This is a genomic window from Lysinibacillus sp. FSL K6-0232 (assembly GCF_038008325.1).
GTDB lineage: Bacteria > Bacillota > Bacilli > Bacillales_A > Planococcaceae > Lysinibacillus.
In genome coordinates this window covers 2383168-2399567 of record NZ_JBBOYW010000001.1, presented here as the reverse complement: position 1 = coordinate 2399567, position 16400 = coordinate 2383168, and the positions used below count along the sequence as shown (strand labels likewise).

14 protein-coding genes are annotated in these 16400 nt (G+C 40.2%); 12 read left to right on the top strand and 2 right to left on the bottom strand.

Features of this window, described 5'->3' with window-relative positions; translation table 11 throughout:
• Positions 1–210: 210 nt before the first annotated feature.
• Entirely contained in the window at positions 211–1782 is a 1572-nt protein-coding gene (locus MHB42_RS11680) for a DUF342 domain-containing protein (protein ID WP_340806324.1), read from the top strand.
• Positions 1775–2503, top strand: a complete 729-nt coding sequence (locus MHB42_RS11675; protein ID WP_340808582.1) for a glycerophosphodiester phosphodiesterase — start codon at positions 1775–1777, stop codon at positions 2501–2503. The genes MHB42_RS11680 and MHB42_RS11675 overlap by 8 nt, the downstream gene beginning before the upstream one ends.
• A gap of 47 nt (positions 2504–2550) precedes the next feature.
• On the opposite strand, the gene MHB42_RS11670 is transcribed toward MHB42_RS11675, so the two are convergent.
• A complete protein-coding gene (locus MHB42_RS11670) occupies positions 2551–2787 on the bottom strand; it encodes a DUF2627 domain-containing protein (RefSeq protein WP_340806323.1) in 237 nt (78 codons plus the stop codon).
• 504 nt (positions 2788–3291) lie between these two features.
• Here MHB42_RS11670 and MHB42_RS11665 point away from each other — a divergent pair.
• The 10 genes from MHB42_RS11665 (at position 3292) to MHB42_RS11620 (ending at position 16251) form a co-directional block, all read left to right on the top strand.
• Entirely contained in the window at positions 3292–4386 is a 1095-nt protein-coding gene (locus MHB42_RS11665) for a Leu/Phe/Val dehydrogenase (protein WP_340806322.1), read from the top strand.
• 143 nt (positions 4387–4529) lie between these two features.
• The gene (gene lpdA / locus MHB42_RS11660) at positions 4530–5957 is read left to right on the top strand and encodes a dihydrolipoyl dehydrogenase (RefSeq protein ID WP_340806321.1); all 1428 of its coding nucleotides are present in this window, start codon (positions 4530–4532) and stop codon (positions 5955–5957) included.
• A 38-nt stretch (positions 5958–5995) separates the two neighbouring features.
• On the top strand, positions 5996–7012 hold the full coding sequence (locus MHB42_RS11655) for a thiamine pyrophosphate-dependent dehydrogenase E1 component subunit alpha (protein WP_340806320.1): 1017 nt from the start codon (positions 5996–5998) through the stop codon (positions 7010–7012).
• Positions 7012–7995 (top strand): alpha-ketoacid dehydrogenase subunit beta, encoded by a 984-nt coding sequence (locus MHB42_RS11650; protein ID WP_274793609.1) that lies wholly within the window; start codon positions 7012–7014, stop codon positions 7993–7995. Before MHB42_RS11655 ends, MHB42_RS11650 begins: the two co-directional genes overlap by 1 nt.
• Before the next feature lie 115 nt (positions 7996–8110).
• A complete protein-coding gene (locus MHB42_RS11645; protein WP_340806319.1) occupies positions 8111–9448 on the top strand; it encodes a dihydrolipoamide acetyltransferase family protein in 1338 nt (445 codons plus the stop codon).
• A 121-nt stretch (positions 9449–9569) separates the two neighbouring features.
• A complete protein-coding gene (locus MHB42_RS11640; protein ID WP_340806318.1) occupies positions 9570–11273 on the top strand; it encodes a methylmalonyl-CoA mutase family protein in 1704 nt (567 codons plus the stop codon).
• Positions 11270–13423, top strand: a complete 2154-nt coding sequence (scpA, locus tag MHB42_RS11635; protein ID WP_340806317.1) for a methylmalonyl-CoA mutase — start codon at positions 11270–11272, stop codon at positions 13421–13423. Before MHB42_RS11640 ends, scpA begins: the two co-directional genes overlap by 4 nt.
• A complete protein-coding gene (gene meaB, locus MHB42_RS11630; RefSeq protein ID WP_340806315.1) occupies positions 13423–14520 on the top strand; it encodes a methylmalonyl Co-A mutase-associated GTPase MeaB in 1098 nt (365 codons plus the stop codon). The genes scpA and meaB overlap by 1 nt, the downstream gene beginning before the upstream one ends.
• A gap of 134 nt (positions 14521–14654) precedes the next feature.
• Positions 14655–15095 (top strand): BrxA/BrxB family bacilliredoxin, encoded by a 441-nt coding sequence (locus tag MHB42_RS11625; protein ID WP_004231203.1) that lies wholly within the window; start codon positions 14655–14657, stop codon positions 15093–15095.
• Between the two features lie 157 nt (positions 15096–15252).
• Positions 15253–16251: an aromatic acid exporter family protein gene (locus MHB42_RS11620; RefSeq protein ID WP_340806313.1), complete on the top strand. Its 999-nt coding sequence runs from the start codon at positions 15253–15255 to the stop codon at positions 16249–16251.
• A gap of 24 nt (positions 16252–16275) precedes the next feature.
• Here the strand turns inward: MHB42_RS11620 and prli42 are convergent, their stop codons facing one another.
• Positions 16276–16371, bottom strand: coding sequence for a stressosome-associated protein Prli42 (gene prli42, locus MHB42_RS11615; protein WP_340806312.1), 96 nt, complete (start codon positions 16369–16371; stop codon positions 16276–16278).
• Positions 16372–16400 lie beyond the last annotated feature (29 nt).

Here is a 16400-nt window from a genome sequence, read left to right as displayed (position 1 = left end):
TAACGAGCTAATATTAGATTAAAAGGATTTTTTTATTAAAAATAATTGCCTGGGTAGTGAAATATATCTAAATAAATTAGAAAAAATAAGATATTGCTAGAACTTTTAATAATTAAGTAGTTCTATTTTCTTTTTTGATAGTGACAATGGTCGCTAAACAAATGTAAGTAGATTGTATATACTTACATATAGAGGGAAGGAGGAGGTAGCTTGATTCTAGTTCGAAATGAAAACTTCGAAATTTCTGAAGAAAATGGCAAGGTATTTATGCTTACGTTTAGTGCTGGTTTCCCATTGAAAGAATTTGATAGTATTTTACGTAGCTATCCACGACTGAAATTATCTAATTTTGCAATATTAAAAAATGTACTGACAACAGTAAGCACAAATCCTGTTGAAATCGGACGCTGGCTTCCAAATATTGAAGCTGAGATTGCACGTGATAAAATGTCAGCCTCTATTTTTATATATGAAACGCATGAATATATTCAGCAGCATCAAGAGAAATTGACACAGCAAATTCTAGAAACACTCGAAGAAAAAGGGATTGTTTACGGGGTTTTAGATTTTGATATTTTGAAAGCTGAACCAGGCAAGGCATTTTTAATTGCTCAAGGGACACCACCTATAGCAGGAACAGATGCGCAAATTACATACTTACCTAAACCCGAGAGAAAACCAGTAATACGTGAGGATGGAAAAGCCGATTATTATGATATGAATTTTATCTCAGAAATTTCAGAAGGTTCGTGGCTAGGTGAAAAGATTCCTGCAACATTGGGTATACCCGGAAAAAATGTGCTCGGTGAAGTAGTAGCTGCTGCTCCGGGAAGGGATTTTCCTATCCGTTATGATACAAAATCAGCCTATGAAGTGGAAGAGGACGGAAAAATCGTCATTCGTTCTAAAATTGCAGGCGCTTTAGATGATGTTAAGGGATTGATTGGTGTAAATAGACACCTTCCTATCCATGGTGATGTTGGCGTGGAAACAGGAAATCTAGAGTTTAATGGTTCCCTGAGTATTAAAGGAACCGTTACAAATGGTTATACTGTAATTGCCACTGGCGATATTTCAATTGATGGAGCTGAAGGTGTAAGCGGTGCCAAATTAATTAAATCCATTGAAGGTGATGTTTATATTCGTGGGGGCATCTTTGGGCTTGGCACAACAGTTGTAGAGGCGGGCGGCAATATTTTTGTTAAACATGTCAATGAGGCAAATTTACTTGCGGCTGATAGTATTCATATTGGCTTTTATGCGTTAGGATCACAGCTTTCTGCAAATTCTATTTTTGTTGACGAACGCAAAGGAAAAATTATAGGTGGACGTACGATAGCAAAAAATACGATTGTTACAGCGGTATCAGGTAATCGATTAGAGCGTCGAACAGATTTGATTATTGAAAGCGTCAATAAGCAGGAAAGTCAGTTAATGATGCAGGAAAAGGCGATACAGCTTAAGCAGGTACAAGCAGAAATTTTAGCACATGAGGAAAAAATAAAAAGCTTATTACCATTTTTGAATCAGCTATCTAAAGAGCAGACGGCAAGCTTTGAAGTAACAAAGCAGGCTTTAAACGCATTAAAGGCTGAGGCAGCAACATTAGATCGTGAAATTAAATTATTGATGGAAGAAATGCGTCGTGTGGGAAAAGAGGAGATTATTGTGACGAAAGAAGCCTATCCAGGTACGTATATTCAAATTGGCAGAAAATCGTCCTTATTAAATAAAATGACCAATGGTAAATTCCTATTAGAATTTGGTGAGCTCAATGTCTAATCCATCAACCATTCCTGTGTTTGCGCATCGCGGAGCCTCTGCTTATGCGCTGGAAAATACGTTGCAAGCTTTTGATAAGGCGATGGAGCTAGGAGCTGATGGGATTGAATTAGATATTCAATTTTCAAAAGAAGGATTGCCCGTTGTATACCATGATCCACAGTTATCGAGGCTGGTCGGTAGCAATAAGCTAGTGAGCGATTGTACGCTTGAGGAGTTGCTAGGCTTTAAATTAGGCAAGCCATGGAAACGGTTTTTTTCATCTTATAAAATGCCGTCTTTTGATGCCGTTTTAGCATGGGCAATGCTGCATCAGATACCTTTGAATATTGAGCTAAAGTCCACGATTCTTGACCAAAAAAATGCGCTTATTCATATGTTGGATGGCTTAAAAGTGCCAGCAGGCAGCCATTTTTCATCATTTCACTATGAATTGCTGGAAATTGTCAAAAAACAGCGTCCTGAATATGAAACAGCATTGATTGCCACGAAAAAAATAAAATGGGATTTATTGTCGGATTATCGAGCCGCAGATACTGTGCATATGCATAAAAGGTACTATAAGCCTCGATATTTAGAGGCTTGCGTAAGTAGTAACAAAGCCTGTCGATTTTATGCGATTGATGGTACAGAATCATTTTTAACGAATCCACATCCTGCTGTAATTGGTTGGATTACAGATTATCCTGATAAAGTTTTAGCAGCGCAGCAACGTCTATAAAAATAGCTATCCAAATAAGTCATCGAAGACTTACTGGATAGCTATTTTTATTTTTTTTGGAAGCGAGGCGCTACTTTTCCCTTTTTTCTATCACGATGAAGTAAAAATCCTGCGAAAAAGCCAAAGCCTATAACAAAGAGAATAACTCCTACTACAAATTGCAGCCATAAAAATGGGAAAGGTGAGATAAGCTTACCAAACAATGTATCACGCATAAATTTAATGCCACCTGCAGCCATAAGACCTGGAATCAGCATGACAATAAATGCAGCTAAACGGGCCATAGATACTCCTCCTTATTTCTACCTTAATTGTACTTGTGGGTGATGGAATGTCAAGGAAGGTTGAAGCACACTTATAAATATAGCTGAAATTTTCAAACTAAAGTTAGTAGAGAGGTTGATTGAAGTGTAGCAAAAATCGACATGATTTACTGTCCTCAAAAAGAATGGATGAGAGTGCACAATCCATGTTGAAATATCATTATTTTAAAATCATTTTATATTGAGTGAATATTTAGAAAATTATTACTTAAACAAGAATATGTAATAATAGTTGCGAAATTGTGAATTTGTCAGTATTGTAAAAATAAGTGGAGCAATATTATCCATTACTAAACAATTTTTTCTTCCACTATTGGGGTCTAAATACCTGCTAAAAAAGGGGAGATCAGCCTGCTGATTTTAGAGGCTGTGAGCATAATGACAAGAAGAAGTAAATTGTACAATTAAACTTGATTAGGATGGGCATTTTGGGGATGTACCTTCCAAAGCAAAGGGGCGAGTTTCATGGAAATCTTCAAGTATATGGAAAAGTATGATTATGAACAATTGGTATTTTGCCAAGATGAAGCATCAGGGTTAAAGGCGGTTATCGCTATCCATGATACAACACTTGGACCAGCACTTGGTGGAGCACGTATGTGGACATATGCATCAGAGGAAAATGCTATTGAAGATGCATTACGTTTAGCACGAGGAATGACTTACAAAAATGCTGCAGCTGGTTTAAACCTTGGCGGCGGAAAAACGGTCATTATTGGTGATCCATTTAAAGATAAAAATGAAGAGATGTTTCGAGCATTAGGCCGCTTTATTCAGGGATTAAATGGCCGCTATATTACGGCAGAGGATGTAGGGACAACAGTAACGGATATGGATTTAATTCATGAGGAAACAAACTATGTAACAGGTATTTCTCCTGCATTTGGTTCATCAGGTAACCCATCTCCAGTAACAGCTTATGGCGTTTATCGTGGTATGAAAGCGGCTGCAAAAGAAGCGTTTGGCTCGGATTCATTAGAAGGGTTAAAAGTTTCTGTGCAAGGTTTAGGCAATGTAGCCTACAAACTTTGCGAGTATTTACATAATGAAGGGGCAAAACTTGTCGTTACGGATATTAATCAGGCTGCAATTGATCGAGTTGTTACTGACTTTGGCGCAATTGCTGTGGCGCCTGATGAAATCTATGCGCAAGAAGTTGATATTTTTTCCCCTTGTGCATTAGGAGCAATTTTAAATGATGAAACAATTCCGCAACTAAAGGCAAAGGTAATTGCTGGCTCCGCAAATAACCAGCTAAAAGATTCACGTCATGGAGATGTACTGCATGAGTTAGGGATTGTCTATGCGCCAGACTATGTTATTAACGCTGGTGGGGTGATTAATGTTGCGGATGAATTATATGGCTATAATCGTGAGCGTGCAATGAAACGCGTTGATGGAATTTATGATAGCATTGAAAAAATCTTTGCAATTTCAAAGCGCGATGGTATTCCAACATATGTGGCAGCGAATCGTTTAGCAGAGGAGCGTATTGCTCGTGTAGCCAAATCTCGTAGCCAATTTTTAAAAAATGAAAAAAATATTTTACACGGTCGCTAAAGCGAATTTTTAATATGTATAATGAAATTTTTATGAAGAGCTTTTGATAGAAGCTCTTCATTTTTAACAGCACCGCACAGTGAAGCTAAAGCATAGATAAATAGATTGATACTTTAGCACTTTTCTCAAAAGGGGGAATCCATATGGCTCAAAATTATGATGTTGTCATTTTAGGTGGAGGTACAGGCGGTTATGTGGCAGCGATTCGTGCTGCACAGCTAGGCTTGAAAACAGCGATTGTGGAACGTGAGCGTCTAGGTGGTACGTGCTTGCATAAAGGCTGTATTCCAAGTAAAGCCCTACTTCGAAGTGCAGAAGTATATCGAATGGCAAATAAAACAGCTAGTGAATATGGTGTTACGATTGAAGGTGTGACATTGCAATTTGACAAAGTACAGGCTCGTAAGCAGGCCATTGTTGAGCAACTAAGTCAAGGTGTAAATGCACTAATGAAAAAAGGCAAAATAGATGTTTACCATGGCACAGGCCGAATTTTAGGACCATCTATTTTTTCACCGATGCCAGGAACAATTTCTGTTGAAATGGCAAATGGTACAGAAAATGAAATGCTTGTGCCCACAAATGTTGTTATTGCAACAGGCTCGAAGCCAAGAGGAATGGCAGGCTTAACAGTTGATGGTCAATATGTATTGAACTCAGATCATGCCTTGGAGCTAGAGCAGTTACCAACATCATTATTAATTGTTGGTGGTGGCGTGATCGGCATTGAATGGGCATCGATGTTATGTGATTTTGGGGTGGATGTCACAGTTGTAGAATATGGACCAACTATTTTGCCAGCAGAGGATGCGGATATTGTCAAAGAAGTAACAAAGCAATTGGAAAAACGAGGTGTTCGTATTGTAACAAATGCGCGACTCGATACAACTACGTTCAAAATTGAAAATGATAACGTTTTCATTTCTGCGAAGGTGAATGAGCAGGAAGAAGTTTTTAAAGCAGAAAAACTATTATTATGTGTAGGGCGTGAAGCAAATACACAAGGGATTGGCTTGGAAAATACAGAAATTCATGTGGAAAATGGCTTTATTCAAGTGAATGATTGTTATCAAACGAAAGAAGCACATATGTATGCCATAGGGGATGTGATTGGTGGCTTGCAATTAGCACATGTTGCTTCTCATGAAGGGCTGGCAGCTATTGAGCATATTGCTACGGGGAAAACAGTAGCATTAGATGCTTTAAAAGTGCCAAAATGTGTTTATTCTTATCCGGAGGTTGCTAGTATAGGCTTAACAGAAAGTGCTGCCAAAGAGCAAGGCTTGTCATTGAAGGTTGGTAAGTTCCCATTTAAGGCAATTGGTAAAGCATTAGTAAATGGTGAAACAGAGGGCTTTGTGAAAATTATTGCTGATCAAGAAACAGACGATATTTTAGGTGTTCATATGGTAGGACCACATGTAACAGATTTAATTGGCGAGGCATCATTGGCAAAAGTGCTAGATGCAACACCATGGGAAGTGAGTCAGGCCATTCATCCACACCCATCATTAAATGAAGTTTTGGCAGAATCAGCCTTAGCCGTGGATGATCGTGCTATCCATTTTTAGTCGATTGTAGAGGTCTATAGAATGAAAGGGGTGCTCATATGCAAGATGTTCAAATTAAACATGAAGATTTAGGGTTATCAAATGAGGATGTACTGGCAATGTTTGAAACAATGTTAATGGCAAGAAGATTAGATGAGCGTATGTGGTTATTAAACCGTTCTGGTAAAATTCCATTTGTCATCTCTTGTCAGGGGCAAGAGGCAGCACAGGTTGGAGCAGCCTTTGCGCTTGATAAAAATAAGGACTATATCGCACCTTATTATCGTGATATGGGCGTTGTTTTACATTTTGGTATGACACCAAGAGAGTTGATGCTATCAGCCTTTGCCAAAGCGGAAGACCCAAACTCTGGTGGACGTCAAATGCCGGGGCACTTTGGTCAAAAGAAAAATCGTATTTTAACAGGTTCCTCTCCTGTAACAACGCAAGTTCCCCATGCAGTTGGTGTAGCATTAGCAGGGAAAATCCAACAGCAGGATTTTATTACATTTGTGACACTTGGCGAAGGCTCATCTAACCAAGGTGACTTCCACGAGGGCGCAAACTTTGCAGGTGTCCATAAGCTACCAGTAATTATTATGGTAGAAAACAATCAATATGCGATTTCAGTACCAGTGGAACGCCAGTTAGGCTGTGCGAAAGTATCTGATCGTGGTATTGGCTATGGCATGCCGGGCGTAACGGTTGATGGTAAAAATCCACTTGAAGTTTATAAGGTTGTCAAAGAGGCAGCGGACCGTGCAAGACGTGGAGAAGGTCCAAGCTTGATTGAAACAGTGACATACCGTTTAACTGCCCATTCCTCAGATGATGATGACCGCCAATATCGTACAGCTGAAGATATTGCAGAAGGTAAGGCAAAGGACCCGATTTTATTATTTGAAAAATATTTAATGGATGCAGGTGTACTATCAGAAGAAGTACGTGCTGAAATTGAAGAGCGTGTGATGGCAGAAGTGAACGAAGCAACAGATTATGCGGAGGCTGCTCCATATGCACAGCCAGAGCATGCACTGAAATATGTCTATGCACCAGTGGACGGAGGTGACGCGTAATGGCAGTAATGTCTTATATTGATGCGATTACATTAGCGATGAAAGAAGAGATGGAACGCGATGAGCGCGTTTTTATTTTAGGAGAGGACGTTGGTCGTAAGGGTGGCGTATTTAAAGCTACTACAGGTCTATACGATCAATTTGGCGAATATCGCGTGCTTGATACACCGCTGGCAGAAAGTGCGATAGCAGGGGTAGGTATTGGTGCTGCGATGTATGGTATGCGTCCAATTGCTGAAATGCAATTCGCTGATTTTATTATGCCTGCAGTGAATCAAATTGTTTCCGAGGCAGCTAAAATCCGTTATCGTTCTAATAATGACTGGTCTTGCCCAATGGTCATTCGTGCGCCATTCGGTGGAGGTATTCATGGAGCACTCTATCATTCGCAATCCGTTGAAGCACTTTTCGCAGGGACACCGGGTTTGAAAATTGTTATCCCTTCAACACCATATGATGCAAAAGGCTTATTAAAAGCAGCTATTCGTGATGAGGACCCTGTTCTATTCTTTGAACATAAACGTGCCTATCGCTTAATTAAAGGTGAAGTGCCACTAGATGACTATACATTGCCAATTGGTAAAGCAGATGTGAAGCGTGAAGGGGATGATGTCACGGTTATTACGTATGGTTTAGCTGTGCATTTTGCCCTCCAAGCGGCAGAGCGTCTTGCAGCAGATGGTATTTCCGCTCATATCCTTGATTTGCGTACAGTCTACCCGCTCGATAAAGAAGCCATTATTGAGGCAGCAAGCAAAACAGGAAAAGTCTTGCTTGTCACAGAGGATAATAAAGAAGGCAGTATTATGAGTGAAGTTGCAGCGATTATTGCAGAACATTGTTTATTTGAGCTTGATGCGCCAATTCAACGCCTAGCAGGGCCTGATGTGCCAGCGATGCCATATGCGCCAACAATGGAAAAATATTTTATGATCAATCCTGAAAAAGTTGAACGTGCAATGCGAGAACTAGCAGCATTTTAACATAATCAAATAGCAAGCAGATATTGGCTTACGTGCAAGAAAGCCAATATCTGCTGAAGTGCCTATTGCATCAGATGCGATGACGCTTAGGTTTAATTGATGGGAGGAATAAAGGATGGCAGTTCAAAATATTACAATGCCACAGCTTGGTGAAAGTGTCACAGAAGGTACAATTGAAAAATGGCTTGTCAAACCTGGCGATACAGTCAAAAAATATGATCCGCTTGCAGAGGTTGTGACAGATAAAGTAAATGCAGAAATTCCATCGTCATTTGAAGGGGTGATTACGGAGCTTATTGCACAGGAAGGACAAACATTACCGGTAGGTGCTGTTGTCTGCTCCATTGAAATCGCAGGAAATAATGATTTACCATCGCCACCTCCAGAAAAAAAATCTGCCGTTAGCTCAGCTATTTTAAATGCAGGCATCCAACGAAAACAGGAGGTGCAGCCATCTGCGTCAACACCACCTGCTGGAGCAAAAGAAGCACGTAAGAATAAAGTGCGCTATTCACCAGCCGTTTTACGACTTGCACAGGAGCATGATATTGCATTAGAGCATGTTACAGGAACGGGTGAAGGTGGACGTATTACAAGAAAAGACTTATTAAAGCTAATTGACAGTGGTAATGTGCCTACTACTAAAGAGGTTGCATCAGCACCGGTAGCCCCGTCGCCAGCCGCTGAGCCAGTATCATCACCTGAAGCAAAGGAGCAACAACCAGCTGCACCAGCACAGCCTGTACAAGCAGGTGATATTGAAATTCCTGTGACGAAGGTACGTCGCGCAATTGCCAATAATATGGTAAGAAGTGTACATGAAGTGCCACATGCTTGGATGATGATGGAAGTGGATGTAACGGATTTAGTTGCTTATCGTGATAGCTTGAAACATGAATTTAAACAAAAAGAGGGCTTTAATCTTACTTATTTCGCATTCTTTGTCAAAGCGGTAGCACAGGCCTTAAAAGAGTTCCCAATGATGAATGCTACATGGGCTGAAGATAAAATTATTCAAAAGCATGATATTAATATCTCGATTGCTGTAGCAACAGATGATGCTCTCTTTGTGCCTGTTATCAAGCATGCGGATGAAAAGTCTATTAAAGGCATTGCAAAAGAAATTCATGAGCTTGCCGTTAAGGTTCGAGCAGGAAAATTAACAATGGATGATATTAAAGGTGGTACATTCACTGTCAATAACACAGGAGCGTTCGGCTCTGTGCAATCAATGGGCATTATTAATTACCCACAAGCAGCGATCCTTCAAGTGGAAAGCATTGTCAAAAAGCCTGTTGTTTTACCTGGCGGTGTATTTGCTGCACGCGATATTGTGAATTTATGTTTATCTTTAGATCATCGTGTGCTGGATGGACTTGTATGTGGTAAATTCCTAAATAGAGTAAAAGAAATACTCGAAAATACAAGTAAATCTTCAACGTCAGTCTACTGATGACTTGTCGGAAGCCCGTTATATAAGGGCTTCCGAATTTTTTTATACTTTTCGAGCGACAATTTGTCATGTAGAATAACAATTAGAAAACACTAAGGGGGGAAGCTGATTAAGCGTCCGCATGTCAAATAACATGAAAAATATTGAATTTGAGAAGCCAGCTTATACTGACTGGCAAGATGCAGCAATCAAAGCTTTAAAGGGGAAACCATTTGAATCTCTTTTCACAACAACAAGTGAAGGTATCACATTACAGCCACTTTACACGCAAGAAAGTTTAATAACAAAGCTTGGCGATGAGCTTGATCGACAAGTTGCGACTATTCGTTCCCTACAAAGTAGTCCAGTATTTCAAGTAGCGCAGCAAGTTCATGCTGATACAAGTGAAGCCTTTTTTACACAGCTAGATGATAGCTTAGCGCGAGGCAATGAAGTGATCACCATTGATAGCCGTGTACATTTTGAGTGGACAGAAGAGGTATTAGCAAAGCTGGCACCATATTTCTCTGAATATTCGTTTAAAATCACTGTTGAAAATGCACAGGACCCATTGTTAGCTGTGTTTCATTACATCGCTGCCGATCAACAACAAGCAGTGCGAGGTTTTATTGTTTCACAAGATACTATTTCTTTACCTGCATTTCCGAACGTGCGCTCAGTCAATGCAGATACAACGATTTATCATTATCAAGGTGCAAATGCTGTACAAGAGCTAGCTTATGCATTGGCATTAGCTGCAAAGCTGGCAGGGCAAGAGGAAAGCTTTGAAGCATTTTCAAAGCAATTTTTTGTAACCTTTGCGATTGATACGCAATTTTTTACAGAGATTGCAAAGCTTCGTGCATTTAAGGTGCTGTGGAAGGCATTTTTAGCGGCATATGGCGTCACAGAAAATTTAAAAGTACCTACTGTTGCTGAAACATCGTTAAGAAGCTTTTCTAAATTAGATGTTTACGTGAATTTATTACGCTCTTCAAATGAAGCGCTTTCAGGATTAATTGGCGGTGCAGATGTCTTTACGGTGCACCCACATGATGTATTAACAAAGCCTACAGAGCAGTCTATTCGTATTGCTCGCAATGTATCATTAATTTTAAAAGAAGAAACAAATGTACTAAAGGTGATAGACCCAGCAGGTGGCTCTTACTTTATTGAGTCGCTAACAGCAGATTTTGTGAAAGAGGCATGGGCTTTATTTTTAGCTATTGAGGCAGCAGGCGGTATTGATGAATATACAGCTTCTGGTAAGCTTGCAGAGGAAATCGAAACATCCTATCAATCTCGCATTAAAGCAGTACAAACACGTAAGCAATCATTAATTGGTACGAATATTTATGCAAACCCAGCGGACGTGCTTGAAGAGGCAACAAACCCATTGTTTGCACATATTAAACGTGTTGCAGCTCCATTTGAACAGCTTCGTGCAGAAATGTCAGCGGCTGATGTGAAAACAGGCATTGTAGCATTAGGTACATTGAAAAGCTCTAAGCCACGCGCAGATTTTGTCACTGGTTTCTTAAATACAGTTGGTCTTGTTCCGGAAAAAAGTGAACCAGTCGGAACTGTGGAAGAGGCAGTTGCTTGGCTAAAGGCAACGGAGGCTAAGTATGTGGTCATTGCGGGTAATGATGATGATACAAAGGCATTTGTGACAGCTATTTTAGCCGAAAAACCAGCGCATATTATTGTGGATGTGGCAGGTAAATTTAAAGATGAAGAGCAAGCTTGGTTAGCAAACGGCTTAAACGGCTTTATTTTTGCAGGACAGAACATTATTGAAAAATTACAGTCCGTGTTCACAAGCATGAAGGAGGTCCAACGATGAGCAAGCCAAATTTTAGTGCAGTCGAAATCGACAAAGTGTTAACAACCAAAGCACCTCAAGCGTCAGACGATAAGTTTCTAACGAATGAAGGCATTGAAATTAAAGATATTTATACAAAAGATGATATTCAAGATGTCAAGCATTTAAACGATGTGGCAGGTATTGCACCTAATACGCGTGGTCCATACCCTACCATGTATGTAGCTCGTCCTTGGACAGTTCGTCAATATGCAGGTTTCTCCACAGCAGAAGAATCCAATGCCTTTTATAAACGCAATCTAGCAATGGGGCAAAAAGGGCTTTCTGTGGCATTTGATTTAGCTACTCACCGTGGCTATGACTCAGACCACCCACGTGTAACAGGGGATGTAGGGAAAGCAGGGGTTGCTATTGACTCTGTGGAGGATATGAAAATTCTGTTTGATCAAATTCCATTGGATCAAATGTCTGTTTCCATGACAATGAATGGTGCTGTTTTGCCAGTGCTTGCTTTTTATATTGTGGCAGCAGAGGAGCAAGGGGTAACACCAGAAAAATTAGCAGGCACGATTCAAAATGATATTTTAAAAGAATATATGGTGCGTAATACATATATTTACCCACCTGCAATGTCCATGAAAATTATTGCGGATATTTTCGAATATACAGCAAAATATATGCCAAAATTTAACTCGATTTCGATTTCTGGTTACCATATTCAAGAAGCTGGTGCAACAAATGATATCGAGCTTGCCTACACATTAGCGGATGGCTTGGAGTATGTACGCACAGGGCTAAAAGCGGGTATCGATATTGATGCATTTGCACCACGTCTGTCATTCTTCTGGGCAATTGGTATGAACTATTATATGGAAGTTGCTAAAATGCGTGCAGCACGTCGTATTTGGGCACAAATGATGTCAACATTTAATCCGAAAAATCCAAAAACATTAGCATTACGTACGCATTCACAAACATCTGGCTGGTCTTTAACAGAGCAAGATCCATTTAACAATGTGGCACGTACATTAATTGAAGCGAATGCATCTGCAATGGGGCATACACAATCACTTCATACAAATGCGCTGGATGAAGCGATTGCTTTACCAACAGATTTCTCTGCACGTATTGCACGAAATACCCAGCTATTTTTACAGGAAGAAACAGCAATGACAAAAGTCATTGATCCATGGGGCGGTTCATACTACGTGGAGAAATTAACAGAAGAAATTACAAAATCCGCTTGGGCGTTGATTGAAGAGATTGAGTCACTTGGAGGAATGGCGAAAGCAATTGAAACAGGATTACCAAAAATGAAGGTTGAGGAAGCGGCAGCCAAGCGTCAGGCAAAAATTGACTCGAAAACAGAAACGATTGTTGGCGTCAATAAATATCGCCTAGAGAAAGAAGAGCCAATTGATATTTTAGATATTGATAATACCATTGTTCGACAAAAGCAAATTGAGCGCTTAGAGGCAATGAAGGCTGCGCGTGATGAGGCAGAGGTGCAAAAGCATTTAGCTCGTTTAACAAAAGCAGCACAAGATGGCACAGAAAATTTACTTGCTGTAGCAGTGGATGCAGCGCGTGCTCGTGCATCTTTAGGTGAAATTTCAGATGCGATTGAGGCGGTATCTGGTCGTCATAAGGCTGTCATCCGTTCCATCTCTGGTGTTTACTCTGCCAACTTCTCGGATGAGGAGCAAATTGCTGAAGTGAAACAAATGACGGAGGAATTCCTAGAAAATGAAGGGCGTCGTCCACGTATTTTAGTCGCTAAAATGGGTCAAGATGGACATGATCGCGGTGCTAAGGTTGTGGCAACAGGCTATGCAGATTTAGGCTTTGATGTCGATATTTCACCATTATTTATGACGCCTGCTGAGGCAGCGCAAATGGCTGTAGAAAACGATGTACATGTTATTGGTGTGTCCTCCCTAGCTGCGGGTCATAAAACATTAGTGCCTGAATTAGTGAAGGAGCTAGAAAAATTAGGGCGCGAGGATATTATTATTATTGTTGGCGGTGTTATACCTGCACAAGATTATGACTTCCTTTATAAGGCAGGTGCAGTAGCTATTTTTGGACCAGGTACAGTGATTCCAGTATCGGCACAAAAGATTATTGAAGAAATTTACAGACGTTTAGGCTATGAGGAAGTGTCTGAATAATGGACAAAAGTAAAGAGGTAGAGGACAGCGCACTATTTGTCATGGACGGCATTGAGGCAACACATGATGGGATGCACTATGGTACACCGAAAAAATTCCGTAAGAAAAAGGTAGAGCAACTCAATATTCCAGAGCTGGCACAAAAGGTGCGAGCAGGCTCTCGCACACATTTGTCAAAGGCGATTACCTTAATTGAAAGCTCCAATGCCACACACAAGGTGCAAGCACAGGAGCTTTTGCAGGAGCTACTGCCATACACAGGAAATAGCATTCGCATTGGCATTACAGGTGTGCCTGGCGCAGGAAAAAGCTCATTTATTGAAGCTTTTGGCACAATGCTTTGTGAGATGGGGAAGCGAGTAGCTGTGCTGGCGATCGATCCAAGCTCATCATTATCAGGCGGCAGTATTTTAGGGGATAAAACCCGCATGGAGGAGTTAGTGAAAAAGCCAACTGCATTTGTGCGACCCTCTCCATCCGCAGGTACTCTAGGAGGGGTTCATAAAAAAACACGTGAAACAATGCTTGTTTGTGAAGCAGCGGGCTATGATGTGCTTTTAATTGAAACCGTTGGGGTTGGTCAAAGTGAAACATATGTCCGTGGCATGGTTGATTTCTTCCTACTGCTTGTGTTAACAGGTGCTGGTGATGAGCTACAAGGTATGAAAAAGGGCATTATGGAATTAGCTGATGCTATCGTTGTGCATAAAGCAGATGGTGATAATGTACGATTGGCGAAAAAAACGGTGTCGGAATATAAGCAAATTTTGCATTTCCTACAGCCTGCTACACCTGGCTGGATGTCCACTGCGATGCCTGTGAGCTCATTACAAAAGCAAGGGCTTGATAAGGTTTGGCATACAATTGAGGAATTTAAGCAAACTGTGGAAAGCAATAATTATTGGGCGACTCGACGCCAAAACCAAACAAAAGAATGGTTCCAATCAATGATTACAGATCATTTAATTGATATGTTTTATGGCAATCCACAGCGTAAGGCGCAAGTGCAGCTGTTAGAACGCCAAATTTTAAATGGACAGTTAACTGTTACACAAGGTGTTGATCGTTTATTTAACGATGAACAACTAAAAAAGTAACCATCGATAGCGATGATATGAGCAAGTAGGTGCACAAATTTGTCGCAAACTGCTATGATAAGAGATGTATAAGCGTCATATCTCTACTATAAAATATGCGAAACTGGCGCGAACTTGAAAGGAGCTATCGTTAGATGAATATGGATTACGATTTATTTATGCAGGAAATTTTAAAAACGGCACGTGCTGAGATTGAGGCAGCTGGTTATGAACAGCTAACAACGCCAGAAGCTGTTGAAGAGGCGTTTGCACGTCCCGGAACAACATTGGTCATGGTGAACTCTGTCTGTGGTTGTGCAGGTGGTATCGCGCGTCCAGCAGCAGCACAATGCGTACATTATGATAAACGCCCAGACCATCTTGTCACAGTGTTTGCAGGACAAGATAAAGAAGCTACTGCGGCTGCACGTTACCATTTTGGTGAAGATCATTTACCTTCCTCGCCATCCTTTGTCCTTTTAAAAGATGGACAAGTAGTAGCAGAGGTTGGTCGCTATGAAATTGAAGGACATGACCCAATGTCTGTTGTCACAAATCTACAAGCAAACTTTGAAGAATATTGTGATGAACTGTAAGATAATGCTTGCATAAAAAATTGCATAAGTAACAGCCTCATAGATAGATGCTATCTATAGAGGCTTGCTACTTATCATCATGTAATAGATAGCTTGCCAATTTTCATGATACACATGTAGAATTTTCGTAATATTGGCTAAATAATAAGAAGAGAGCATGAAAGGACAGGAGGCAGTCGGCTTGAAAAAGTTTTCAATCGGCTATCGTACATTAAAAACAGCAATTGGAGCGGCAATTGCGATCGCCATTGCCCAGTATTTTGATTTAGCCTCATACGCGTCTGCTGGTATTTTAACCATATTATGTATACAGCCAACGAAAAAGAGGTCTATCCATGCAGCCTATACACGCTTGGCAGCCAGTATGATTGGGATGGTTTTCGCATTTGGTAGCTTTGAGCTTTTTTCTTATCATCCATTAACATTAGCAGGTATGCTGCTTGTGTTTATTCCAACAATTGTATCATTAAAGATTACGGATGGATTTATTTCTAGTGCCGTTATTATGATGCATATTTATGCAGCAGGTAGTTTTTCATTACCACTTGTTTATAATGAACTAGCATTAATGGCTATTGGCTATGGAACAGGATTAGCCGTTAATATGTATATGCCAGATATTCAAAAGGAATTAAATTACTATCGAGTTAAAATTGAGGAGCTATATAGCAAGATTTTTTTTGAAGTTGCAAACTATTTACGTCAAGGAGATACACTGTGGGATGGACGAGAAATTATTGAAGCGGTTAGCACATTAGAAAATGCTAAATCATTGGCATTTAAAGATGTTGAAAACCATTTTATGCGGCGTAAAAATGATTACTATATTTATTTTGATATGCGTGAGCAGCAGTTAGAAATTATTGAACGAGTGCTGCCAAAAGTGACCACATTACCTGTTATAGTACAAGAGGCAGAACTTGTGGCAGATTTTTTACAAGACCTTGGCGAACATGTGCATTCAGGAAATACAGCAGGGCATTACCGAGAGAAGTTGGAGCGGGTGAAGCAGGATTTTTCTCAGCTACCGCTGCCACAAAATCATCAGCAATTTATTGCGCAGGCAGCTCTCTATCAGCTTATTGAGGAAATGGACAGGTATTTAGAAATAAAGCAGTCATTTAAAGGCTTAAAGGTCAAAAAAGAGCGCCCATAACTAGATGGACGCCTCTGCTTTGTCTTAAAGAAACATAGACAAGCCAAATGCCAAAGATGAAATTAGCATAATTACTACCATTGTATAGACAACGATTTTTTGAAATTTTTTATTACTCATATGCTCGTTCGCTCCTTCTTTTCTTATAA